Source organism: Pseudomonas glycinis, assembly GCF_054871425.1.
Genome location: NZ_JBTYHF010000005.1, coordinates 110,665 through 132,481, shown reverse-complemented (window position 1 = coordinate 132,481; position 21,817 = coordinate 110,665). Strand labels below are relative to the sequence as shown.

Genomic DNA, 21,817 nt, shown 5'->3' with positions numbered 1-21,817 from the left:
GCTCGAGTACCGCTTTTGATCTTGATTCACAGGCGACGTCGGAAGGCTGAGTGGAGGGATTGATCCGGGCGTGGGAGCGCAGCGACCGTACGACGCAGTCGTACACAGCGGAAGGAGGTGCAGCGAAGCAAACCGTAGCCGCTGCGCCCGGATCAGTCCCGGAGCGAAGGAACCCGAGCCTGCGAGGGCCGAACGCAGGAGCAAGCCTTTTCGGTTACCTTTTCGGCGTCTGGAAAAGGTGACTCGCCGTAAGGGCGAAACCGCCAGCCGCAACACCCGCAGAAACGGATATACACCCAACCCCCCCCAGAGCATGGCCGGCCCAAAGGCCGCCAAGACCAAAGCGCGCTTAAGCCAAATCCGGATCCCGCGAAGAACGCAAGGAATTGCTTTCAAGCTCATACCGCAACTCATCCACCAACGCCTCGACCGCCCCAGGCGTACGCAGCGAAGCCAGATCCAGCCCGCTGATCACCAGATCCACCTGCCCCGAATCCCGGTGATACAACTTGACCGTCAGCGAATGATCACCATCCACCGAACACTCACAAGCCAGCGGCGCAAAACTGTGCTCGAGCCGAGCGCGCAACTGCGCAAGATTCATCATTGACGTTGTTCCTATGACTGTTTCAAAAGGGGCACGATCGCAAACCCGAAATGGTCTACACCGCACCCCACCAGCCTAAGAACACAACGCCTTGGCCAATACATGAATTTGCACCCTTGTAACTAGTGCATTTGCACCCTCAGCGCTGCCCCTTGGTGCCCCACTCTCCCGAAAACAAACCACGCTCACGAGCCCAGACAATCGCTTCACTGCGGCTGTGCACATCAAGCTTCGAATACACCGTCGCCACATGATTGCGCACGGTGTTCGGCGCCAGCTTCAACCGCGCGGCGATCTCCTTGTCCGCCAGTCCTTCACAGATCAAGCCCAGCACATCGCGTTCACGGGCCGTCAGGTCAGTGAACGAGGCACTTGGCAGCTGCGGCGAGTTGATCTTCTTCACGTTGGCCAGCTTTTCGATCAGCGTCCGGCTGAACCACGACGCATCCTTCATCACTTCTTCGATCGCCGCGACCAGCTCAAGCTCAGTGCGCTTGCGCTCGGTCATGTCCATCAACACCAGCAAATAGCAGGACGTGTCGTGAATGTTCACGGTGTCGGCCGAGACCGCACACTCCAGCAACTCCTCGTCCTTCTTGCGCACCGGCACATCGACCCGATCCACCCGACCGTTCTTCGCCAACGCCGACAGCAGTCGCGTGCGCGCGCTGTCATCGTGGATGAAGCTCAGCTGCGTCACGGTTTTCCCGAGTACGTCATCGCTGTCATAGGCCAGGGTATCGAGGAATGCCTGGTTGACGTCGATGACCTCCTGCTTGTCAGCGGTGCAGATCAAAATCGGCACCGGAGTCAGACGAAAAGCCTTGGCAAAGCGCTCCTCGCTCTGACGCAAGGCCACTTCGACCCGGCGCCGAGGCTCCATGTCGACGAAGGAGAACAGCATGCAATTCTCGTCATTGAGCAGCAGCGGCTGACCGGCAACGATCACCTGTTTACTGCCACCGTCGGGGAGGCGCAGTTCCGCCTGCATCTGCGGAATGGTCGCGACATCGCGCAAGCGCTGAACGGCCAGATCGCGCTGATCGGCCTGTTCGAAAATATCGATTTCATACGCCGAGGTGCCGATCACCTGATCGCGGGTATAGCCGGTCATTTCCAGAAAGCCCGGGTTGACCTTGATGTAACGCAAATCGCTGAGACGACAGATCACTGCCGGCGCGGGGTTGGCGTTGAAGGTTTTTTCGAAGCGCAGCTCGGCGTTGGCCCAATCGGTGACGTCGCTCATGATCAGCACCAGCGACTCGGGCTGGCCGACGCGGTCGGTCAGCACCATGCTGCGCACGCTGTGCACCCAGACCCGTTCCGGGTCGTCCACGGACGAAACTTCAATCAGCACATCATTGAACGCCTCGCAGCGCGCGACGCGGCTGATCGGGTAACTCTCCGGTGGCAAGACATGATTGTTGCGATAGCGCAGCGTGAAGCGTTTGGCATACTCGTCGGCGTTGCTGCCCAGATCACCGATGGTGCTGACACCGTGCATGGTCAGCGCCGCTTCGTTGGCCCAGAGAATGCTTTTGTCGAGTTCCAGCAGAATCACCCCGTCCGACAGCCCGGCGATGATCTGCTGCAACTGGCGACGGTTGGTTTCGGTGGTCAGGACTTCCTGGCTCATTGGATCTCCACACTGTGATGCGGCTAGGTGAAGAGTACGACCGCAGCGGTTCGGGATCGTGCCGCGGCCTCAAAATCGCCAGAAATCCCCTGTGGGAGCGAGCCTGCTCGCGTAAGCGCTGGGTCAGATAGACCATTCGGTGACTGACCCGGCGCATTCGCGAGCAGGCTCGCTCCCACAGGTTTACTGGGTGTGTTTACCTTAGGCGGCACGCTCGCTGTCCGCCACCATCGCCGAAGCCGCGAGCATCGCCCTTAGTAACACCGCACACCCTGCCGCGAGATCATCCGGTGCGGCATTCTCGATTTCGTTGTGGCTGATCCCGCCCTCGCACGGCACGAAGATCATCCCGGCCGGACCTAGCTCGGCGAGAAAGATCGCGTCATGCCCGGCGCCACTGACAATGTCCATGTGCGACAGACCCAGCCCTTTCGCGGCGCCGCGCACCGCCTCCACACAGCCCTTTTCGAAGTACAGCGGCGGGAAGTCGGCGGTCGGGGTCAGTTCATAGGTGAGGCCGTGCTCTTCGCAGGTCGCATCGATCACTTGCTTCACCTCAGCAATCATCGAATCCAGCCGCGCCGGCTCCAGATGCCGGAAGTCGAGGGTCATGCGCACTTCGCCGGGGATCACGTTGCGCGAGCCGGGATAGGCTTGCAGGCAGCCGACCGTGCCACAGGCGTGAGGCTGATGACCGAGGGCGGCGCGGTTGACGGCGCCGACGATCACCGAGGCGCCGACCAGGGCATCCTTGCGCAGGTGCATCGGCGTCGGGCCGGCGTGGGCTTCGACGCCGCGTAATTTCAGGTCGAACCACTTCTGCCCGAGCGCGCCGAGTACCACGCCGATGGTTTTCTCTTCATCTTCAAGGATCGGGCCTTGCTCGATGTGCGCTTCGAAATAGGCGCCGACCGCGTGCCCGCTGACCTTGCGCGGGCCGGCGTAGCCGATCGCATTCAGTGCTTCGCCGACCGTGACGCCGTCGGCATCGACCTTGGCGAGGGTTTCTTCGAGGGTGAATTTCTCGGCGAAGACTCCGGAGCCCATCATGCACGGGGCGAAGCGTGAGCCCTCTTCGTTGGTCCAGACCACCACTTCCAGCGGCGCTTCAGTTTCCACGCCGAGGTCGTTGAGGGTGCGCAGCACTTCGACGCCGGCGAGCACACCGAAGCAACCGTCGAACTTGCCACCGGTGGGTTGAGTGTCGATGTGGCTGCCGGTCATCACCGGCGGCAGGTTCGGGTTGCGCCCGGCGCGCCGGGCGAAAATGTTGCCCACGGCATCGACCGTGACGCTGCAACCGGCGTCCTTGCACCACTGCACGAACAGGTCGCGGGCCTGGCGGTCGAGGTCGGTCAGGGCCAGGCGACAGACGCCGCCCTTGACCGTGGCACCGAGTCTGGCCAGTTCCATGAGCGAGGCCCAGAGGCGATCGCGGTTGATGTGCTGATGGGTGGATTGCAGAACGTCTACGGCTGCGTTCATGGGGATCTCCTCAATGCTGATGCCGATAGTGCCCATGCTCTGCGTGGGCATTCATCCATGGACGCTCTGCGTCCGCTGTTGGGACGCAGAGCGTCCCGGGCTGCATTCCCACGCAGAGCGTGGGAACGATCATGTGTTACACCGCTGTTTTCACGGCAGAAGGCTGCGCCCGCATTACACACAACCCGTAATAAATCACTCCGCCCAACGCCGAGCCGGTGAACCAGCCATAGCTGTAGAACCAGCTGAACGCGTCGCTGCCCAGCGACAGCAAGGTCAGCGCCACCGGCACGCCAAAGGCGAGAAAACCCGCCCAGTTCCAAGCCGGATACACGTCATCGCGGTACAGCCCGGCGAGGTCCAGTCGCTGTTTTTTGATCAGGAAATAATCCACCACCATGATCCCGGCGATCGGCCCGAGCAGGCTCGAATAGCCCAGCAGCCAGTTCGAGTACACGGTTTCCAGGCTGATGTCGGAAACGATCAGGCCAAGCTTTTTCAGCAGTTCATGGCCCATCAGCACCAGCCCGACCAGACCGGTGAGCAACACCGCTTTGGTGCGGTTGATCACCTTCGGCGCGATGTTCTGGAAGTCATTGGTTGGCGAGACGATATTGGCGGCGGTGTTGGTCGACAGTGTGGCAACGATGATCAGCGCCATGGCCACCGCGACCCACACCGGGCTCTGGATATGGCCGATCAGCGTGACCGGGTCGGACACGGTGACGCCGACCAGTTTCACCGATGCGGCGGTCATCACCACGCCCAGCGCAGCGAAGAGGAACATGGTCAGCGGCAGGCCGAAAATCTGCCCGAGGATCTGATCCTTCTGGCTCTTGGCGTAGCGACTGAAGTCGGGAATGTTCAGCGACAGCGTGGCCCAGAACCCGACCATTGCCGTCAGCCCTGCCGCGAAGTAACTCACTACGCTGCCGCCTTCCGGACGCTTGGGCGGGATCGCCAGCAACTCAGTCATCGACACATTGGGCATCGCCCACACCAGCAGGCCGATGCCCACCGCCACCAGCAACGGCGCCGACAAGGTTTCCAGCCATTTGATCGACTCGGCACCGCGAATCACCACCCACAGATTCAGCGCCCAGAACACCATGAAACCGATCACCTCGCCGGTGCCGCCGAGGGATTTCCAGCCCTCGAACACCGAGCCGAGAAACAGGTGAATCGCCAGTCCGCCGAACATGGTCTGGATGCCGAACCAGCCACACGCCACCAATGCGCGGATCAGGCACGGCACGTTGGAACCGAGAATGCCGAACGACGAGCGCAGCAGCACCGGAAACGGAATGCCGTACTTGGTGCCGGGGAAAGCATTGAGGGTCAGTGGAATCAACACGATGACGTTGGCAAACAGAATCGCCAACAGCGCTTCGCCGACGCTCAAGCCGAAATAAGCGGTGAGCACGCCGCCGAGAGTGTAGGTCGGCACGCAAATCGACATGCCGACCCACAGCGCGGTGATGTGCCATTTGTTCCAAGTGCGTTCGCGCACCTTGGTCGGTGCCATGTCGTGGTTGTAACGGGGACTGTCGAGGACGTCGCTGCCGGCTTCGAGCTCGTACAAGCCGTCGCGCTCGGTCACTTGTGATCTGGTCTGTTGCATGGCCGCTCCACTGTTCTTCTGATTATTTTTTGCTCATCAGGCGGCTGGCGCATACGGCGCCAACCGGACGATGGCCGGAGGAACTGACAACTTTCATGCACCGGCCATGGTGTCAGCGGCGGCATCAATAAACGTGCCGGGTCTGGCGCTGAACGCTTGGGCGGTACACTGGACGCTTTGCAACTTTCTGATATTCATCAGTTTTAATTGAATATTCGATGAGTCCGGGAAAACTTGTCTGAACGCTCAGGCTAAACGTCGGGCAAGTTGTCCGAAGTGTCAGGACTCAAACTGGTGCACTGCATTTATTTTTGTCGGTGAACGCGCCACCGCAGTACAACTTCAAGCGGCTGATTTCACATAGGAAATCTTGCTCATATTTCCATCCTGTCAAGTGCGTCAAAATGGTGAGCAGCCTCACCATTTTGGTGATTTCCAGTTTTTATCGTTATTTTTCAGTAACTTGAACAGGCTATAAGCTTATAAAAAATATTCTTGATCATTCTTGAAATCGCGACTAGTTTCTATTCCTGACAGCGATGACAGGAATACGAACTGCGCCGCTGTACTTCAATAAAACATTTAGAACCGGCACAAGTCGGTCATGCCTGCGAGGAATCCGGAATGTCTCTGTTGATCCGTGGCGCCACCGTTGTTACCCATGATGAAAGTTACCGCGCCGACGTCTATTGCGCTGACGGCGTGATCAAAGCCATTGGTGAAAACCTCGACATTCCCGCCGGCGCCGAAGTGCTCGACGGCAGTGGCCAGTACCTGATGCCCGGCGGCATCGACCCGCATACGCATATGCAACTGCCGTTCATGGGCACCGTTGCCAGCGAGGATTTCTACAGCGGCACCGCTGCCGGCCTGGCCGGCGGCACTACCTCGATCATCGATTTCGTCATTCCCAATCCGCAGCAATCGCTGATGGAGGCGTTTCATCAGTGGCGCGGCTGGGCGCAAAAGTCTGCGTCGGACTATGGCTTCCACGTCGCGATCACTTGGTGGAGCGAGCAGGTGCGCGAGGAAATGGCCGAGCTGGTCAGCCACCACGGCATCAACAGCTTCAAGCATTTCATGGCCTACAAGAACGCGATCATGGCCGCCGACGACACTCTGGTGGCGAGTTTCGAGCGCTGCCTGGAACTCGGTGCGGTGCCGACCGTGCACGCGGAAAATGGCGAACTGGTCTATCACCTGCAACGCAAGCTGATGGCCCAGGGCATTACCGGGCCGGAAGCGCATCCGCTGTCGCGACCTTCGCAGGTCGAAGGTGAAGCCGCGAGCCGGGCGATCCGCATTGCCGAAACCATTGGCACGCCGTTGTACCTGGTGCACGTTTCCACCAAGGAAGCCCTCGACGAAATCACCTATGCCCGCAGCAAGGGCCAGCCGGTTTACGGCGAGGTGCTGGCCGGGCACTTGCTGCTCGACGACAGCGTCTATCAACACCCGGACTGGCAAACCGCCGCCGGCTACGTGATGAGCCCGCCGTTCCGTCCACGCGGCCATCAGGAGGCGCTGTGGCACGGGCTGCAGAACGGCAATCTGCACACTACCGCCACCGACCACTGCTGCTTTTGCGCGGAGCAGAAAGCCGCCGGCCGCGACGACTTCAGCAAGATTCCCAACGGCACCGCCGGTATCGAAGACCGCATGGCGGTGCTGTGGGATGAAGGCGTCAACTCCGGACGATTGTCGATGCAGGATTTCGTCGCGCTGACCTCCACCAACACCGCGAAGATATTCAATCTCTATCCACGCAAAGGCGCGATCCGCGTGGGCGCCGATGCCGATCTGGTGCTGTGGGATCCGCAAGGCACTCGGACCATTTCCGCCAAGACCCACCATCAGCAGGTGGACTTCAACATCTTCGAAGGCAAGACCGTGCGCGGCGTGCCGAGCCACACCGTCAGCCAGGGCCGCGTGGTCTGGGCCGACGGCGACCTGCGCGCCGAACGCGGCGCCGGACGCTACATCGAACGGCCGGCCTACCCGGCGGTGTTTGATCTGTTGAGCAAGCGGGCGGAGTTGCACAAGCCGACTGCCGTTAAACGCTGACCCTTAGTGATCGTTCCCATGCTCTGCGTGGGAATGCAGCCCGGGACGCTCTGCGTCCCATTGGAACGCAGAGCGTCCCTTGGGGCATTCCCACGCAGAGCGTGGGAACGATCAACCACTGCCCACCAGAGGCAGCACCTCAATTAGCCATGAGGCCATAAACCGTGATCGAGACCCTGAACCACCTTCCCCCCCCGCACGAAAGCGCGGCCGCCCTCGCCGGCCATTTCACTGATCTGGCGCCGCCGCTCAATTCACGGCAAGCGCATCTGGAGGCGTCGCGCTGCCTGTATTGCTACGACGCGCCTTGCGTCAATGCATGCCCCAGCGAAATCGACATCCCGTCATTCATCCGCAACATCCATCAGGACAACGTACAGGGCGCGGCGCAAAAGATCCTCTCGGCAAACATCCTCGGCGGCAGTTGCGCGCGGGTCTGTCCGACGGAAATCCTCTGCCAGCAAGCCTGCGTGCGCAACAACGCGCAGGAATGCGCGCCGGTGCTGATTGGTCTGCTGCAACGCTATGCCGTGGACAACGCGCATTTCGCCGAGCATCCGTTTCAGCGCGCCCCGGCCACGGGCAAACGTATCGCCGTGGTCGGCGCCGGGCCGGCCGGGTTGTCCTGCGCCCATCGCAGCGCGATGCACGGGCATGACGTGGTGATCTTCGAAGCACGGGAAAAGGCCGGCGGGCTCAACGAGTACGGCATCGCCAAGTACAAACTGGTCGATGACTACGCGCAGAAGGAGCTGGACTTTCTCCTGCAGATTGGCGGGATAGAAATCCGCCACGGCCAGAAACTCGGTGCAAACCTCACCCTCAGCGAACTGCATCAGCAGTTCGACGCGGTATTCCTCGGCCTCGGCCTGAATGCCAGCAAGCAACTCGGTCTGGCCCACGAAGACGCGCCGGGCCTGCTCGCCGCCACCGATTACATCCGCGAACTGCGCCAGGCCGATGACCTCACGCAACTGCCCTTGGCTGAACGCTGCATCGTTCTCGGCGCCGGCAACACCGCGATCGACATGGCCGTGCAAATGGCCCGCCTCGGCGCGCGCGACGTCAATTTGGTGTATCGCCGTGGTGCCGCAGACATGGGCGCCACCCACCATGAGCAGGACATCGCCAAAGCCAACCAGGTGCGATTGCTGACCTGGGCCCAGCCGGAGCAAGTGTTGCTTGATGATCAGGGCCGCGTGCGCGGCATGCGTTTCGCCCGCACCGATCTGGTTGAAGGCCGTCTGCAAACCACCGGAGAAACCTTCGAGCTGGCTGCCGATGCGATCTTCAAAGCGATCGGCCAGAGCTTCGATGACAACGCCCTCAGCGATCCGCTGGCGCGCGAGCTCAAACGTCAGGGCGAACGCATCGAGGTCGATGAACACCTGCGCACCAGCGTCCCCGGCGTGTATGCCGGCGGCGACTGCACCAGCCTCGATCAGGACCTCACCGTGCAAGCAGTGCAGCACGGCAAACGCGCCGCCGAGGCGATCAACGCTCAACTGATGCTCAACGTGGAGGCTGCGTAAATGGCCGATCTCTCGATAGTCTTCGCCGGTATCAAAGCGCCCAATCCGTTCTGGCTGGCTTCCGCGCCACCCACCGACAAGGCCTACAACGTGGTCCGCGCCTTCGAAGCGGGCTGGGGTGGCGTGGTCTGGAAAACCCTGGGTGAGGATCCGGCGGCGGTCAACGTTTCCTCGCGTTATTCGGCGCATTACGGCGCCAATCGCGAAGTGCTGGGTATCAACAACATCGAACTGATCACCGACCGTTCGCTGGAAATCAACCTGCGCGAAATCACTCAGGTGAAAAAGGATTGGCCGGATCGCGCGCTGATCGTGTCGCTGATGGTGCCGTGTGTCGAGGAATCGTGGAAACACATCCTGCCGCTGGTCGAGGCCACTGGCGCCGACGGCATCGAACTCAACTTCGGCTGCCCCCACGGCATGCCCGAACGCGGCATGGGCGCAGCGGTCGGCCAGGTGCCGGAGTATGTCGAGCAGGTGACGCGCTGGTGCAAGACGTACTGCTCGCTGCCGGTGATCGTCAAACTCACCCCGAACATCACCGACATCCGCGTCGCTGCCCGGGCGGCGCATCGTGGTGGCGCCGATGCGGTGTCGCTGATCAACACGATCAACTCGATCACCAGCGTCGACCTGGACCACATGGTCGCCCTGCCCACCGTCGGCAGCAAAAGCACCCACGGCGGTTATTGCGGTTCGGCGGTCAAGCCGATTGCGCTGAACATGGTTGCCGAAATTGCCCGTGATCCGCAGACCCAGGGTTTGCCGATCTGCGGCATTGGCGGCATCGGCAGCTGGCGCGACGCCGCGGAGTTCATGGCGCTGGGCAGCGGTGCGGTGCAGGTGTGCACGGCGGCGATGCTGCATGGTTTCCGCATTGTCGAAGAGATGAAGGATGGCCTGTCGCGGTGGATGGACAGCCAGGGTTACGCCAATATCGCCGAGTTTTCCGGGCGCGCCGTGGGTAACACCACGGATTGGAAGTACCTCGATATCAACTATCAGGTCATCGCGAAAATCGACCAGGAGGCGTGCATTGGTTGCGGACGTTGCCACATCGCTTGTGAAGACACGTCACACCAGGCGATCGGCAGTCTGAAACAGGCCGACGGTACGCATAAATATGAAGTGATCGATGAGGAATGTGTGGGCTGCAACCTGTGCCAGATCACCTGCCCCGTGGCCGACTGCATCGAGATGGTGCCGATGGACACGGGCAAGCCGTTTCTGGACTGGAATCATGATCCGCGTAACCCCTACCACGTTGCAGTCTGAAAAAACCCCTCACCCTAGCCCTCTCCCAAAGGGAGAGGGGACTGATTGGGGGATGCTGACAAACTTCGCCGACCTGAAATAGTTGTTGTGAATCCATAATCGACACGGTCTTTCAGGTCGATGTACCTCTCAATACACCTCGGTCGGCCCCCTCTCCCTCTGGGAGAGGGCTGGGGTGAGGGTAAGCCCTTGATGGTGCTCTTCAAGGCTCCAGCCCGATCCCGCGCAAAATCACACCTGTCACGGTCTGCACCGCCCGCTCGAACTGCATATCCGACAACGGCTGATGATCATTGAGAATGTTCACCTGATGATCGAAGTCGGCGTAATGCTGGGTCGACGCCCAGATCATGTACAGCAAACCCGACGGCTCCACCGGCAGAATCCGCTTGTCCTCGACCCACTGGCGAATCTTCGCTTCCTTCATCTTCGCCCAGTCATACAGGCTCGCATCCAGCGCCTCGCCCAAGGTCGGCGCGCCGTGGATGATCTCGTTGGCCCAGACCTTCGAGCCATAGGGCCGGCTGCGCGAGTGGTTCATCTTGGCGCGGATGTAACTGCTCAGCACCACGCGCGGGTCGTCGAACATCTCGAAGCACAGGGCGTCCTGCTTCCACACTTCCAGCAGATCGAACAGCACTGCGCTGTACAGCTCGCTCTTGGTGCTGAAGTAGTAATGCAGGTTGGAACGCGGCAACTGCACTTCGGCAGCGATGTCCGCCATGGCGGTGCTGCCGAAGCCTTTTTCGGCGAAAACCTTTTCCGCCGCCAGCAGGATTTTCTCGACGTTACTGCGGCGAATTTCGATCTTGTGATTGCCCATGTGGGCTCCCTGACAACAGCGTTGCGCAAGACTAGCATCCGCTCTGATCCGGGCGCGACCGCCGCCAACAAAACTTCGCAGGTACAAGCGCTATGGCACAGCGCTCACACCGATAGGCGATGGTTCACTCACGCCCAGATTACCTTCAACCTGCCCGGCCATGTGCAGCGTGCCGGCCATCACCCCCGTGGTCGGATTCTGCAGCAGCTTCTGCCAGGCCTTGTCGAAGGTGTTGCCGAGGCTGCTGCGGATCAGCGCTTCGCTGTCGGGGCGGTCGTTGGCCTGGATGATGGCGCGAATGCCGGCCACGCCGACCGAAATCATCGCCCCGGCCAGTTTACCCGCCGCTGCCGCCACTGCACTGGCGGCGCCGCGCGGGGCCATTTCTGCTTCGATGCGCTGGCTGGCGCGCTTGGCCACCGGGGCCATCGCCGCGTCGGTAGAGGAAATGCCCCTGGCGCCGCCGTCGGTGTGGATCTTGTCGATCAGCGCGGCGTACGCCGGGAGGGTGTTGAGCGGCTCGGTGCTGATGACTTTGAACAGCGAAGCATCCCGCGCCGGCGGCGGGCCGAGGGCGATGGCCGGGACCTTCTGCAAGCGCCCGTTGAGCTGCGCAATCGGCACACCATGACGCTGGGCGATGAGCGGCATCTGCTGCGCCATCAACTGCGCATAGAACCCCGTGGCCTGCGCCAGAATCGCATCCGGATCGATCTCCACGGCGACCGGCGCGAGGACTTTTTCCTGATATTGCTCAAGCAGATACGCTGCCAGCCGTTTCGCCGAAGCGTCCTGCTCGCCGCCGGCGCTGATCGTGTACCAACTGACCTTCATCGACAGCCATTCCTGGGTCCAGTAGCTGCTGAACCAGGGGATGAAATTTTCTTCAGTTTGCTGATAGACCCGAGTGCGCCAATGTTCCATCGAGCCACGGGCGAACAGCTTGACCTGCTCGGTGGCCTGCTGCGATGCGCTGAGGATCTCGCGGTCGATCTGCTGCCAGGTTTGCGCCGACACCACCACCGCCTGCGGCGCACTCACCGGCGCCCGAGCCGAGGAGGCGCAGCCGGCCAGCAAAAGCAGTGCGGCGACGACCAGCGCTCGTGGGTTCACGGTGGTGGTGTCCTTTGGCTTGGGGAGGTGCAGGTTTGAGTATAGGTGGGTCAGTCGATTTCGATGCTGAAGGTTCCGGCCTCTTCGCGAGCAGGCTCGCTCCCACAGGTGCTACGCCATCAGCCTCACTGCAATGCCCAACCATCACCGCTGTCGATATCCACCATCGCCACGATTGCCTTCCGCCCTCCCATGATGAAAGGCACGATTGACTCATCCGAAACACAACGAGGCGTTCACACCATGATCCACACCCAAGTCACCCTCTCCGTGAGTTTCCCGGTGTTCGGCAGCAACTACTACCAACAGCACGTCGTGCCCCGCAAGGCGCAGACGCTGGTGTTCAACAAGGATTTCGACGATCTGCTGATGCCCGCCGCCAGCAACCATTTCAGCAATGAAGTGGTCGGCCTCAACGATCAGTTCCGTTTTCTGAGCGACATACTCGCCACCCATTTGCTCGATCACGAGGCCTCGGTGCCTGCGCGATCCCGCGTCCAGGCGAACGCTCGTTTTTTCAACTGAGGCTGATGCACAGAGGGCGTTCCTTTGATGGGAACGCCCTCTTCACTCAATCAGTCATCATCGCGATCACGGTGATAACGACGGCCATCGCGGCGGTCGTCATCGCGGTCGTCCCAGCGCCGGTCATGGTCGTAATAGCGGCCGTGGTCGCGGTCGTAGTGCCGGCCATGGCGATGGTCATCATCAAAATCCGCAATACAGCCGCTGAGCAATACGGCGGCGGTCACAGTGAGCAGCATGGTTGTCGCTTGCTTCATTCAACACTTCCCTAAAACCCAAGGTCTTGACGACGGAAATCGCCACGCTGCCCGCGTCTTCGGGACGCAGTGCGCGCAGCCGCAGATACGACCGGGCAAAAGCGCGTTGATTCAGTGGCCACTATCGACCGTTTGTCGGCTCGTTCGTCGCAGCCGAACAGCGGCGTAACGCCACCTATACTGCTTGCAACCTACCCCCATGCAATGGATCTGCGCCCTCAATAACAATAAGCAGAGGTGGATCATGGTCTGGCAGCAAATCTACGACCCGTTCGGCAACCCGGTACTCTCCACGCTGATGGCCGCAGTGCCGGTGGTGGTGATGCTCGCGGCGCTGGCGTTCTTTCACGTCAAGGCGCATCTGGCGGCGCTGTTGGCGCTGGCGTCCGCCCTGCTGATCTCGATTTTCGCCTTCGACATGCCGGCGGGCATGGCCGGTTCGGCGGCGTTGTTCGGCGCGGCGAATGGCTTGCTGCCGATCGGCTGGATTGTGCTCAACATCATCTTTCTGCATCGCCTGACCACCGAAAACGGTTCGTTCAAAGTGCTGCAGGATTCCCTCGCGCGCATCACCGATGACCGACGTTTGCAATTGCTGCTGATCGCCTTCTGTTTCGGTGCGTTCTTCGAAGGTGCGGCAGGCTTTGGCACGCCGGTAGCGGTGACCGGGGCGATTCTGATCGGCCTGGGTTTTTCGCCATTGGCCGCATCCGGCCTGGCACTGATCGCCAACACCGCACCCGTAGCTTTCGGTGCGCTGGGCACGCCGATCATCACCCTGGCCAAAGTCACCGGGCTGGACGAGATGGAGCTGTCGATGATGGTCGGGCGGCAGCTGCCGTTCTTCTCGGTGCTGGTGCCGTTCTGGTTGATCTGGGCGTTTGCCGGGTGGCGCAAGATGCTTGAGGTGTGGCCGGCGATTCTGGTGGCCGGGGTGAGTTTCGCCATCCCGCAATTTCTCGTGTCCAACTACCACGGGCCGATGCTGGTGGACGTCATCGCTGCGCTGATATCCATGGCCTGTCTGACGCTGTTCCTCAAGGTGTGGAAACCGGCGACCATCCACACCTCGGCAGCGCTGTCCGGGCGCGTCGACAACTCCAAAGTCGATGAAGAAACAGTCACCGCCAGCGCTGCGTTCAGCGATCAGGCGCGCCCGGCAGTGATGCGTGCGTGGATGCCGTGGATCATTCTCACGGTGTTCGTTTTTGCCTGGGGCACGCAGGGCTTCAAGAACATGTTCGACACGCGCCCGGTGATCGACCCGGTCACGCAATCGGCCAAGCTCGACCCGCAAGGCAAACCGGTGCGCGAGGCCAACCCGATCTTCGCCCCAGCGGTGACCTTCACCGGTCTGCATCTGCAAATAGAAAAAGTGCCGCCGGTTGTCGCAGCGCCGAAAGCCGAGGAAGCGATTTACAAGTTCACCTGGCTGACCGCGACCGGCAGCGGGATTTTGCTGGCGGCGATCGTCGGCGGTCTGCTGATGGGGTATTCGATCCCGCAACTGATCAAGCAGTACCTGCGCACGCTGTGGGTGGTGCGTTTTTCGTTGATCACCATTGCGGCGATGCTCGCGCTGGGCTTCCTCACGCGCTATTCGGGGCTGGATGCAACCATGGGCCTGGCGTTTGCGGCCACGGGGATTTTCTACCCGATGTTCGGCACTTTGCTCGGCTGGCTGGGGGTGGCGCTGACCGGTTCCGATACCGCGTCAAACGTGCTGTTTGGCGGCTTGCAACGGGTGACCTCGGAACAACTGGGTATCAGCCCGGTGCTGATGGCGGCAGCGAACAGTTCCGGTGGGGTGATGGGCAAGATGGTCGACGCGCAGTCGATCGTCGTTGCCTCGACCGCAACCCGTTGGTATGGGCATGAGGGCGAGATCCTGCGTTACGTGTTCTTCCACTCGATCGTGCTGGCGATCCTGGTCGGCGGGCTGGTGACGTTGCAGGCGTATGTCGCACCGTTTACCTCGATGGTGGTGGGTGGGCCATAACTGCAAAACACAACTCCACTGTGGGAGCGAGCCTGCTCGCGAAGAGGTCGGCAGATCCAGCAGCGGCTGGGTCTGACCCGACGCTTTCGCGAGCAGGCTCGCTCCCACGGGTCAATTGATGAGCTGCGCACATAACTCTTTAGCGCAAATCCGACAAAACCTTTTCCCTCCCGCTGCGGTCACTCCTTTTACGAGACTGGCATGCATGCCGGCGCGCCCGTTTGGGCCTTTTGCAATCCTGCCGCCCGATGAGAGAAAAGGAATCGAACCATGCCGATTTCCCGACGCAATTTCATGATCCTCGGCGCCGTAACCGCGACGGCGTTCGCCATGCCCCCCTTTATCAGCCTCAAGGCCTACGCGGCCAGTCTGGAGCAACCGGCCATGAGTAAAGTTACCCTGCAAGTCAACGGTAAACCGCAAACCCTCGAAGTAGACACCCGCACTACCCTGCTCGACGCCCTGCGCGAACACCTGCACCTGACCGGCACCAAGAAAGGCTGCGATCACGGCCAGTGCGGCGCCTGCACGGTGATCGCCGACGGTCGGCGGATCAACTCCTGCCTGACCCTGGCGGTGATGCACGACGGCAGTGAGGTGACCACCATCGAAGGCCTCGGCATGCCGGACAAGCTGCACCCGATGCAGGCCGCCTTCATCAAGCACGACGGTTACCAGTGCGGCTATTGCACCCCTGGGCAGATCTGCTCGGCGGTCGCTGTGCTCAAAGAAATCCGCGACGGCATTCCCAGCCACGTCAGCCCGAGCCTGACCGAGCCGCCGAAGCTGATTGCCGCCGAACTGCAGGAGCGCATGAGCGGCAATATCTGCCGCTGTGGCGCTTACTCGAACATCATCGAAGCCATCACTGAAGTCGCGGAGGTGCCGGCATGAGAGCCTTCAATTACAGCCGCGCCGACTCGCCTGCCGCAGCCGCTTCCCAGGCTGCGCAAGTCGAGGGCGCCAAGTTCATCGCCGGCGGCACCAACCTGCTCGACCTGATGAAACTCGACATCGAAACCCCGGTGCACCTGATCGATATCAACCACCTCGGCCTGGACCAGATCGAAGCCACACCCGAAGGCGGACTGCGCATCGGTGCGCTGGTACGCAACACCGATCTGGCCGCCGACGCGCGCGTGCGCAAGGACTACGCCCTGCTCTCCCGCGCCTTGCTCGCCGGGGCTTCCGGGCAGCTGCGCAACATGGCGACCACCGCCGGCAACCTGCTGCAACGCACCCGCTGCCCGTACTTTTACGACACCCACCAGGCCTGCAACAAACGCAACCCCGGCAGTGGCTGCGCGGCGATCGGTGGCGTGACTCGGCAACTCGGAATCATCGGCGTCAGCGACGCTTGCATCGCCACTCACCCGAGCGACATGGCCATCGCCATGCGCGCACTCGATGCGCAGATCGAAACGGTCAAGCCTGACGGCAGCACGCGCAGCATTCCCATGGCGGATTTCCATCAATTGCCGGGCAACACGCCGCACATCGAAACCAGCCTCACGCCCGGCGAGTTCATCACCGCCGTGACCCTGCCGGCACCGGTCGGCGGCACGCACATTTATCACAAGGTGCGGGATCGCTCGTCCTACGCGTTTGCCCTTGTTTCAGTCGGTCTGATCCTGCAAAAGGACGGCACCGGCCGTGTCGCCGTCGGCGGCGTTGCGCCGAAACCGTGGCGGGTCGAAGCCGCTGAAGCGCTGTTGCCCAAGGGCGCCAAAGCAGTCAGCGAACGCCTGCTTGAGGGCGCGACACCCACCGATGACAACCAATTCAAACTGACACTGGTCGAGCGCACGCTGGCTTCGGTGTTGGCGCAAGCGAGGGAAACCGCATGAAATTCGACACGCCCGCCACCACCAATCCCATCGACCGCCTGAAAGTCGTCGGCCAGCCCACCGAGCGCATCGAAGGCCCGTTGAAAACCAGCGGCCAGGCCACTTACGCCTACGAGCAACATGAAGCGGCGGCCAATCAGGCCTACGGTTTCATGGTCGACTCGGCGATCGCCAAAGGGCGGATCAAAGCCATTCATCTCGACGAAGCCAAAGCCGCGCCCGGCGTACTCGCAATCGTCACTGCCGAGAATGCCGGCAAGCTCGACAAAGGCGATTACAACGCCGCGCATCTGCTCGCCGGTCCCGAAGTGCAGCACTACCAGCAAGCCGTTGCATTGGTGGTTGCCGAAACCTTCGAACAGGCCCGCGCCGCCGCGCAACTGGTCAGGGTCGATTACGAGACCAGCGAAGGCAAGTTCGATCTGGCCAGCGTCAAAGACCTCGGCGTCGAGCCAAAAGACGAGTTGCCAGACGTCAATCACGGCGACTTCGACAAGGCCTTCACCGCCGCGCCGGTGCAGTTCGATCAGACCTACACCACGCCGGACCAGTCCCACGCGATGATGGAACCGCACGCCACACTGGCCGCGTGGAAAGGCGATCAACTGACCGTGTGGACGTCGAACCAGATGGTCGCCTGGAGTGTCGGTGACATTGCGAAAACCCTCGGCCTGCCGAAGGAAAAAGTCCGATTGGTCTCGCCGTACATCGGCGGTGGTTTCGGCGGCAAGCTGTTCATTCGCGCCGACGTGATCCTCGCCGCTCTCGGCGCGCGCATGGCGGGGCGGCCGGTGAAAGTCGCCCTCGCCCGCCCGCAAATGGCCAACAACACCACCCATCGTCCGGCTACGATTCAGCGCATCCGCATGGGCGCAACGGCGGACGGCAAGCTAACCGCCATTGCCCATGAAGGCTGGTCGGGCAACCTCGCCGACGGCAAGGTCGAACTGGCCGCGCAACCGAGCCAGTTGCTCTACGCTGCAGAAAACCGCCGCGTCAGCATGCGCCTCGCCCCGCTCGACCTGCCCGAAGGCAACGCCATGCGCGCGCCGGGTGAAGCGCCGGGGCTGATGGTGCTGGAAATTGCCATGGACGAAATGGCCGAACAACTGAAGATGGACCCGGTACTGTTCCGCATCGCTAACGACACTCAAGTCGACCCGGTGAAAACCGAGCGGCCGTTCTCCCAACGCCAACTGGTCAAATGCCTGCAGATCGGCGCGGAGAAATTCGGCTGGGAGCAGCGCAAGGCGCAACCGGGCAGCCGTCGTGAAGGCCGCTGGCTGATCGGCATGGGCGTGGCGGCGGCGTTTCGCAACAACCTGCTGGTCAAGTCCGGCGCCCGCGTACGCCTGGAGCGTGACGGCAAGGTCGTTGTTGAAACGGATATGACCGATATCGGCACCGGCAGCTACACGATCATTGCGCAGACCGCTGCCGAGATGATGGGCGTTGGCCTTGATCATGTGGTGGTGCGTCTGGGCGATTCGGACTTCCCGGTGTCGGCCGGTTCCGGTGGCCAGTTCGGCGGCAACTGCTCGACCGCCGGGGTCTACGCCGCGTGCGTGAAATTGCGCGAAGCGGTGGCGGCCAAGCTGGGCCTGGCGGCGGATCAAGCGGAGTTCGCCGATGGTCAGGTGCGCGTCGGCAGCAAGAGCCTGCCGCTGCGCAACGCGGCTGAAGGCGGCGCATTGGTCGGCGAGGACAGCATCGAATTCGGTGATCTGGCCGAGAAGTATCAGCAATCGACCTTCGGCGCGCACTTCGTCGAAGTCGCCGTCGATGCCGCCACTGGCGAAGTTCGCGTACGGCGCATGTTGGCGGTGTGCGCTGCGGGGCGAATTCTCAACCCGACGTCGGCGCGCAGTCAGGTCATCGGCGCGATGACCATGGGCGTCGGCGCGGCGTTGATGGAAGAGCTGGCGGTGGACAAGCGCCTGGGCTTTTTCGTCAACCATGACCTCGCCGGATACGAAGTGCCGGTGCACGCCGACATACCGCATCAGGAAGTGATCTTCCTCGAAGAAACCGACCCGATTTCGTCGCCGATGAAGGCCAAGGGCGTGGGTGAATTGGGGATTTGCGGCGTGAGCGCGGCGGTGGCGAATGCGATCTACAATGCCACCGGCGCAAGGGTCCGCGAATATCCGATTACGCTGGACAAGATTCTTGATTCGTTGCCGGAGATGATCTGAAGCGAAAAGCCCCTCATCGGAACGCCGCCCGCCTAGCCCTCTCCCAAAGGGAGAGGGGACCGATCCGGGTATATTCAGGATGTGCAGCGACGTGAAAGTCTTCTGTGTATCCATAATCGCAACGGCAAGTTCAGGTCGATGCACATCGCAAGACACCTCGGTCGGCTCCCATTCCCCCGGGAGACGCCTGGGGTGAGTCGCATGCTGTTAGCGCACCTGCATGGGGTGCTAGGGGTCGAGTGGATTCACCACCACGCTTGCAGAATGCCGAACGTCTCGAGCATCCCCCAATCGGCTCCCTCTCCCTCGGGAGAGGGCTGGGGTGAGGGGCGCGGTTTCACTCGATCTTTGGATATTGCTCTTCACTGACCTGCTCCATCCAGTCCACCACCTTGCCATCCAGCACTTCGGCGATCGCGATATGACTCATCGCCGTCGTCGGTGCTGCGCCGTGCCAATGCTTGGCGCCCGGGGCAATCCACACGGTATCGCCCGGGCAGATTTCACGAACCGGCTGGCCCCACTCCTGCACCAAGCCTGCTCCCGAGGTGACGATCAATGTCTGCCCCAGCGGATGGGTATGCCATGCAGTGCGCGCGCCCGGCTCGAACGTTACGGTCGCACCACTGACCCGCGCCTCGTCGGTACCTTTGAACGGCGCATCCACCCGCACCGTGCCGGTAAACCAGTCAGCCGGGCCTTTCGCCGATGGTTGCGAGCCATTCGGTGTGACCGTGACACGGGGATTTTCAGTGGCGTGCACCTCACCAGCCAGCAGTGAAAGCGTCAGCGCGGAAGCAGCAATCGGGTCCATGGCATTTCCTCCAATAAATGATGCAAGCACTGTAGCGATCCGCACTCTTTGGATAATCGACTAGAATCCGAAAAAACTTATGCAGGACAATCATCAATGCTTCGGGAAAACGCCACCGACCTGCTCGCCTTTCTCGCCGTCGCCCGTGAACGCAGTTTCACCAAGGCTGCGGCCAAACTCGGCGTGTCACAATCGGCGCTCAGCCACACCATTCGCAGCCTCGAGGCGCGACTCGGCCTGCGCCTGCTCACCCGCACCACGCGCAGCGTGTCGCCGACCGAGGCCGGCGAACACTTGCTGCAAACCATCGGTCCGCGCTTCGATGAAATCGAAGGGGAACTGGCCGCCCTGAGCAACCTGCGTGAAACCCCGGCGGGCAAGATCCGCATCAGCGCCACCGACCATTCGCTGAACTGGATCCTGCGTCCGGTGTTGCAGGATTTCCTGCCGCAATACCCGGATGTATCCGTCGAGGTTTGCTGCGACTATGGTTTCGTCGACATCGCCGGCCAGGGCTTCGATGCCGGTGTGCGCCTGGGCGAAGACGTCGCCCAAGGCATGATCGCCACGCGCATTGGCCCGGACATGCGCATGGCCGTGGTCGGCTCCCCCGCCTATTTCGCCCGGCGCGATCCGCCGCAAACCCCGCGCGACCTGACCGACCACGCCTGTAACAACCTGCGCCTGCCAACCAATGGCGGGCTGTATTCGTGGGAGTTCGAAAAGGACGGTGAAAGCCTGAAAGTGCGCGTCTCCGGCCAGGTCACCCTGAATGGCGTGTACCCATTGCTCGACGCCGCGCTGGACGGTTTCGGGCTGAGCTACATCCCGGAAAACGTCGTCGCGCCCTTTCTGGCGGACGGTCGCCTGGTCCAGGTGCTGGGAGACTGGTGCCCGGCATTTTCCGGTTATCACCTGTACTACCCGAGCCGGCGCCAGGCAGCGCCAGCGTTTGCGTTGTTGCTGGAAGCGTTGCGCTATCGCGGTTGACCCGGCTCAGCCCAGCAACGCAATCAACTGATGCCGCTGCGCATCGGTCAGCATCGGCCCAAAACCGGCTCCGGCGTTGTCAGCCATGTAGCGCGGATTGCTGGTCCCCGGAATCACGCAGGTCACCGCCGGATGCGCCAGGAGAAATTTCAGTGCCAGTTGCGGCCAGCTGTTGACCTGCACATCCGAGACCCACGCCGGCAGCGGCTTGCCCTTGAGCCGGGCGAGCAAATCACCGCCGCCAAACGGCCGATTGCAAATCACTGCCACCCCACGCTCGCGGCACAGCGACAGGATGCGTTTCTCGACCGCGCGATCATCGAGGGCGTAGTTGATCTGCAGAAAATCCAGCTTTTCGGCTTCCAGCACCGCTTCGACCTCGTCATACGCCGACGAGGTGTAATGGGTGATGCCGATGTAGCGAATCCGCCCCTGCTCCTGCCATTCGCGCAGGGTCGGCAAGTGGGTTTGCCAGTCGAGCAGGTTGTGAATCTGCATCAAGTCGATGCGCTCGGTTTGCAGCAGTCTGAACGACTGCTCCATCTGCGCGATGCCCTCCTCGCGCCCGCGCGTCCACACCTTGGTGGCGAGGAACGCCGGCGAGCGCGGTTCGTGGATCGACAGCAGTTCACCGGTGGTTTGCTCGGCGCGGCCGTACATGGGTGAGCTGTCGATCAGCGTGCCGCCCTTCCTGAACAGCGCCTCGAGGACGGCGGGCAATTGCCGGTAAACCGGATCGCCCGGGGCGACGTCGAAACCGCGATAGGTGCCCAACCCGACCATGGGCAGTGCCTCGGAGCTGGAAGGGATGGCGCGGGTCTGCATGGTCTGGTCTCCTGCCGTGGGCGGCGCAGTGGCGGTCGGCGCTACGCTGCCGGCCAACGCCCGATCAATGGTGAGCAGCGCCGCAGCTTGGGCAGCCAGCGTGAGCAAGCGGCGACGTGAGTACCCCTCAGTGTGGCGCATGCGAGTCCTCCTGCTGCGCGGATCTGTTGCACGGTGTGTGCGCCGGCTGTCAGGCGCAGTCGCTGAAC

The 21,817-nt window shown here is 61.8% G+C and carries 18 protein-coding genes; 9 read left to right on the top strand and 9 right to left on the bottom strand.

Annotation, left to right across the window (positions count from 1 at the left end):
* Window positions 1-349: 349 nt before the first annotated feature.
* From ACYSTU_RS13680 to ACYSTU_RS13665, 4 genes are all read right to left on the bottom strand, one after another.
* Window positions 350-607: a DUF1652 domain-containing protein gene (locus ACYSTU_RS13680; protein ID WP_024013284.1), complete on the bottom strand. Its 258-nt coding sequence runs from the start codon at window positions 605-607 to the stop codon at window positions 350-352.
* A gap of 139 nt (window positions 608-746) precedes the next feature.
* Window positions 747-2,243, bottom strand: coding sequence for a helix-turn-helix transcriptional regulator (locus ACYSTU_RS13675; protein ID WP_498999322.1), 1,497 nt, complete (start codon window positions 2,241-2,243; stop codon window positions 747-749).
* 201 nt (window positions 2,244-2,444) lie between these two features.
* On the bottom strand, window positions 2,445-3,728 hold the full coding sequence (locus tag ACYSTU_RS13670; RefSeq protein WP_125918691.1) for a Zn-dependent hydrolase: 1,284 nt from the start codon (window positions 3,726-3,728) through the stop codon (window positions 2,445-2,447).
* A gap of 136 nt (window positions 3,729-3,864) precedes the next feature.
* Window positions 3,865-5,349 carry an NCS1 family nucleobase:cation symporter-1 gene (locus tag ACYSTU_RS13665; protein WP_217878441.1) on the bottom strand — a complete coding sequence of 495 codons (1,485 nt, stop codon included), beginning with the start codon at window positions 5,347-5,349 and terminating at the stop codon, window positions 3,865-3,867.
* Window positions 5,350-5,973: 624 nt separating this feature from the next.
* Here ACYSTU_RS13665 and hydA point away from each other — a divergent pair.
* From hydA to preA, 3 genes are all read left to right on the top strand, one after another.
* The gene (hydA, locus tag ACYSTU_RS13660; protein ID WP_150741059.1) at window positions 5,974-7,413 is read left to right on the top strand and encodes a dihydropyrimidinase; all 1,440 of its coding nucleotides are present in this window, start codon (window positions 5,974-5,976) and stop codon (window positions 7,411-7,413) included.
* Window positions 7,414-7,577: 164 nt separating this feature from the next.
* Window positions 7,578-8,945, top strand: coding sequence for an NAD(P)-dependent oxidoreductase (locus ACYSTU_RS13655; protein WP_498999317.1), 1,368 nt, complete (start codon window positions 7,578-7,580; stop codon window positions 8,943-8,945).
* The gene (gene preA, locus ACYSTU_RS13650) at window positions 8,946-10,220 is read left to right on the top strand and encodes an NAD-dependent dihydropyrimidine dehydrogenase subunit PreA (protein ID WP_071172797.1); all 1,275 of its coding nucleotides are present in this window, start codon (window positions 8,946-8,948) and stop codon (window positions 10,218-10,220) included.
* Between the two features lie 202 nt (window positions 10,221-10,422).
* Here preA and ACYSTU_RS13645 read toward each other — a convergent pair whose 3' ends face one another.
* Window positions 10,423-11,043 (bottom strand): TetR/AcrR family transcriptional regulator, encoded by a 621-nt coding sequence (locus ACYSTU_RS13645; protein ID WP_024013291.1) that lies wholly within the window; start codon window positions 11,041-11,043, stop codon window positions 10,423-10,425.
* A 90-nt stretch (window positions 11,044-11,133) separates the two neighbouring features.
* The gene (locus tag ACYSTU_RS13640; protein ID WP_498999312.1) at window positions 11,134-12,156 is read right to left on the bottom strand and encodes a hypothetical protein; all 1,023 of its coding nucleotides are present in this window, start codon (window positions 12,154-12,156) and stop codon (window positions 11,134-11,136) included.
* Between the two features lie 243 nt (window positions 12,157-12,399).
* Here ACYSTU_RS13640 and ACYSTU_RS13635 point away from each other — a divergent pair, with 243 nt between their 5' ends.
* Window positions 12,400-12,681, top strand: a complete 282-nt coding sequence (locus tag ACYSTU_RS13635) for a hypothetical protein (RefSeq protein ID WP_110601006.1) — start codon at window positions 12,400-12,402, stop codon at window positions 12,679-12,681.
* Between the two features lie 50 nt (window positions 12,682-12,731).
* Here ACYSTU_RS13635 and ACYSTU_RS13630 read toward each other — a convergent pair whose 3' ends face one another.
* Entirely contained in the window at window positions 12,732-12,938 is a 207-nt protein-coding gene (locus ACYSTU_RS13630; RefSeq protein WP_016775135.1) for a hypothetical protein, read from the bottom strand.
* Window positions 12,939-13,182: 244 nt separating this feature from the next.
* Here ACYSTU_RS13630 and ACYSTU_RS13625 point away from each other — a divergent pair, with 244 nt between their 5' ends.
* From ACYSTU_RS13625 to paoC, 4 genes are all read left to right on the top strand, one after another.
* Window positions 13,183-14,937 (top strand): L-lactate permease, encoded by a 1,755-nt coding sequence (locus ACYSTU_RS13625; protein WP_056789178.1) that lies wholly within the window; start codon window positions 13,183-13,185, stop codon window positions 14,935-14,937.
* A gap of 270 nt (window positions 14,938-15,207) precedes the next feature.
* The gene (gene paoA / locus ACYSTU_RS13620; RefSeq protein ID WP_016775137.1) at window positions 15,208-15,831 is read left to right on the top strand and encodes an aldehyde dehydrogenase iron-sulfur subunit PaoA; all 624 of its coding nucleotides are present in this window, start codon (window positions 15,208-15,210) and stop codon (window positions 15,829-15,831) included.
* Window positions 15,828-16,784, top strand: coding sequence for an FAD binding domain-containing protein (locus ACYSTU_RS13615; RefSeq protein ID WP_016775138.1), 957 nt, complete (start codon window positions 15,828-15,830; stop codon window positions 16,782-16,784). Before paoA ends, ACYSTU_RS13615 begins: the two co-directional genes overlap by 4 nt.
* Window positions 16,781-18,979, top strand: a complete 2,199-nt coding sequence (gene paoC, locus ACYSTU_RS13610; RefSeq protein ID WP_498999306.1) for an aldehyde oxidoreductase molybdenum-binding subunit PaoC — start codon at window positions 16,781-16,783, stop codon at window positions 18,977-18,979. The genes ACYSTU_RS13615 and paoC overlap by 4 nt, the downstream gene beginning before the upstream one ends.
* Window positions 18,980-19,316: 337 nt before the next feature.
* Here paoC and ACYSTU_RS13605 read toward each other — a convergent pair whose 3' ends face one another.
* Window positions 19,317-19,793, bottom strand: a complete 477-nt coding sequence (locus ACYSTU_RS13605; protein WP_498999303.1) for a (R)-mandelonitrile lyase — start codon at window positions 19,791-19,793, stop codon at window positions 19,317-19,319.
* A gap of 96 nt (window positions 19,794-19,889) precedes the next feature.
* On the opposite strand from ACYSTU_RS13605, the gene ACYSTU_RS13600 reads away from it, so the two are divergent.
* Window positions 19,890-20,783 carry a LysR family transcriptional regulator gene (locus ACYSTU_RS13600; protein WP_498999299.1) on the top strand — a complete coding sequence of 298 codons (894 nt, stop codon included), beginning with the start codon at window positions 19,890-19,892 and terminating at the stop codon, window positions 20,781-20,783.
* 6 nt (window positions 20,784-20,789) lie between these two features.
* Here the strand turns inward: ACYSTU_RS13600 and ACYSTU_RS13595 are convergent, their stop codons facing one another.
* Entirely contained in the window at window positions 20,790-21,749 is a 960-nt protein-coding gene (locus tag ACYSTU_RS13595; protein WP_350483891.1) for an aldo/keto reductase, read from the bottom strand.
* Window positions 21,750-21,817 lie beyond the last annotated feature (68 nt).

What these genes read in the sequence shown, in the direction of transcription:
- hydA (WP_150741059.1), top strand. Translation starts at nt 5,974, where the DNA reads ATGTCTCTGTTGATCCGTGGCGCCACCGTTGTTACCCATGATGAAAGT.
- ACYSTU_RS13645 (WP_024013291.1), bottom strand. Translation starts at nt 11,043, where the DNA reads ATGGGCAATCACAAGATCGAAATTCGCCGCAGTAACGTCGAGAAAATC.
- ACYSTU_RS13600 (WP_498999299.1), top strand. Translation starts at nt 19,890, where the DNA reads ATGCTTCGGGAAAACGCCACCGACCTGCTCGCCTTTCTCGCCGTCGCC.
- preA (WP_071172797.1), top strand. Translation starts at nt 8,946, where the DNA reads ATGGCCGATCTCTCGATAGTCTTCGCCGGTATCAAAGCGCCCAATCCG.
- ACYSTU_RS13615 (WP_016775138.1), top strand. Translation starts at nt 15,828, where the DNA reads ATGAGAGCCTTCAATTACAGCCGCGCCGACTCGCCTGCCGCAGCCGCT.
- ACYSTU_RS13680 (WP_024013284.1), bottom strand. Translation starts at nt 607, where the DNA reads ATGATGAATCTTGCGCAGTTGCGCGCTCGGCTCGAGCACAGTTTTGCG.
- paoA (WP_016775137.1), top strand. Translation starts at nt 15,208, where the DNA reads ATGCCGATTTCCCGACGCAATTTCATGATCCTCGGCGCCGTAACCGCG.
- ACYSTU_RS13665 (WP_217878441.1), bottom strand. Translation starts at nt 5,349, where the DNA reads ATGCAACAGACCAGATCACAAGTGACCGAGCGCGACGGCTTGTACGAG.
- ACYSTU_RS13605 (WP_498999303.1), bottom strand. Translation starts at nt 19,793, where the DNA reads ATGGACCCGATTGCTGCTTCCGCGCTGACGCTTTCACTGCTGGCTGGT.
- paoC (WP_498999306.1), top strand. Translation starts at nt 16,781, where the DNA reads ATGAAATTCGACACGCCCGCCACCACCAATCCCATCGACCGCCTGAAA.
- ACYSTU_RS13670 (WP_125918691.1), bottom strand. Translation starts at nt 3,728, where the DNA reads ATGAACGCAGCCGTAGACGTTCTGCAATCCACCCATCAGCACATCAAC.
- ACYSTU_RS13630 (WP_016775135.1), bottom strand. Translation starts at nt 12,938, where the DNA reads ATGAAGCAAGCGACAACCATGCTGCTCACTGTGACCGCCGCCGTATTG.
- ACYSTU_RS13595 (WP_350483891.1), bottom strand. Translation starts at nt 21,749, where the DNA reads ATGCGCCACACTGAGGGGTACTCACGTCGCCGCTTGCTCACGCTGGCT.
- ACYSTU_RS13675 (WP_498999322.1), bottom strand. Translation starts at nt 2,243, where the DNA reads ATGAGCCAGGAAGTCCTGACCACCGAAACCAACCGTCGCCAGTTGCAG.
- ACYSTU_RS13635 (WP_110601006.1), top strand. Translation starts at nt 12,400, where the DNA reads ATGATCCACACCCAAGTCACCCTCTCCGTGAGTTTCCCGGTGTTCGGC.
- ACYSTU_RS13625 (WP_056789178.1), top strand. Translation starts at nt 13,183, where the DNA reads ATGGTCTGGCAGCAAATCTACGACCCGTTCGGCAACCCGGTACTCTCC.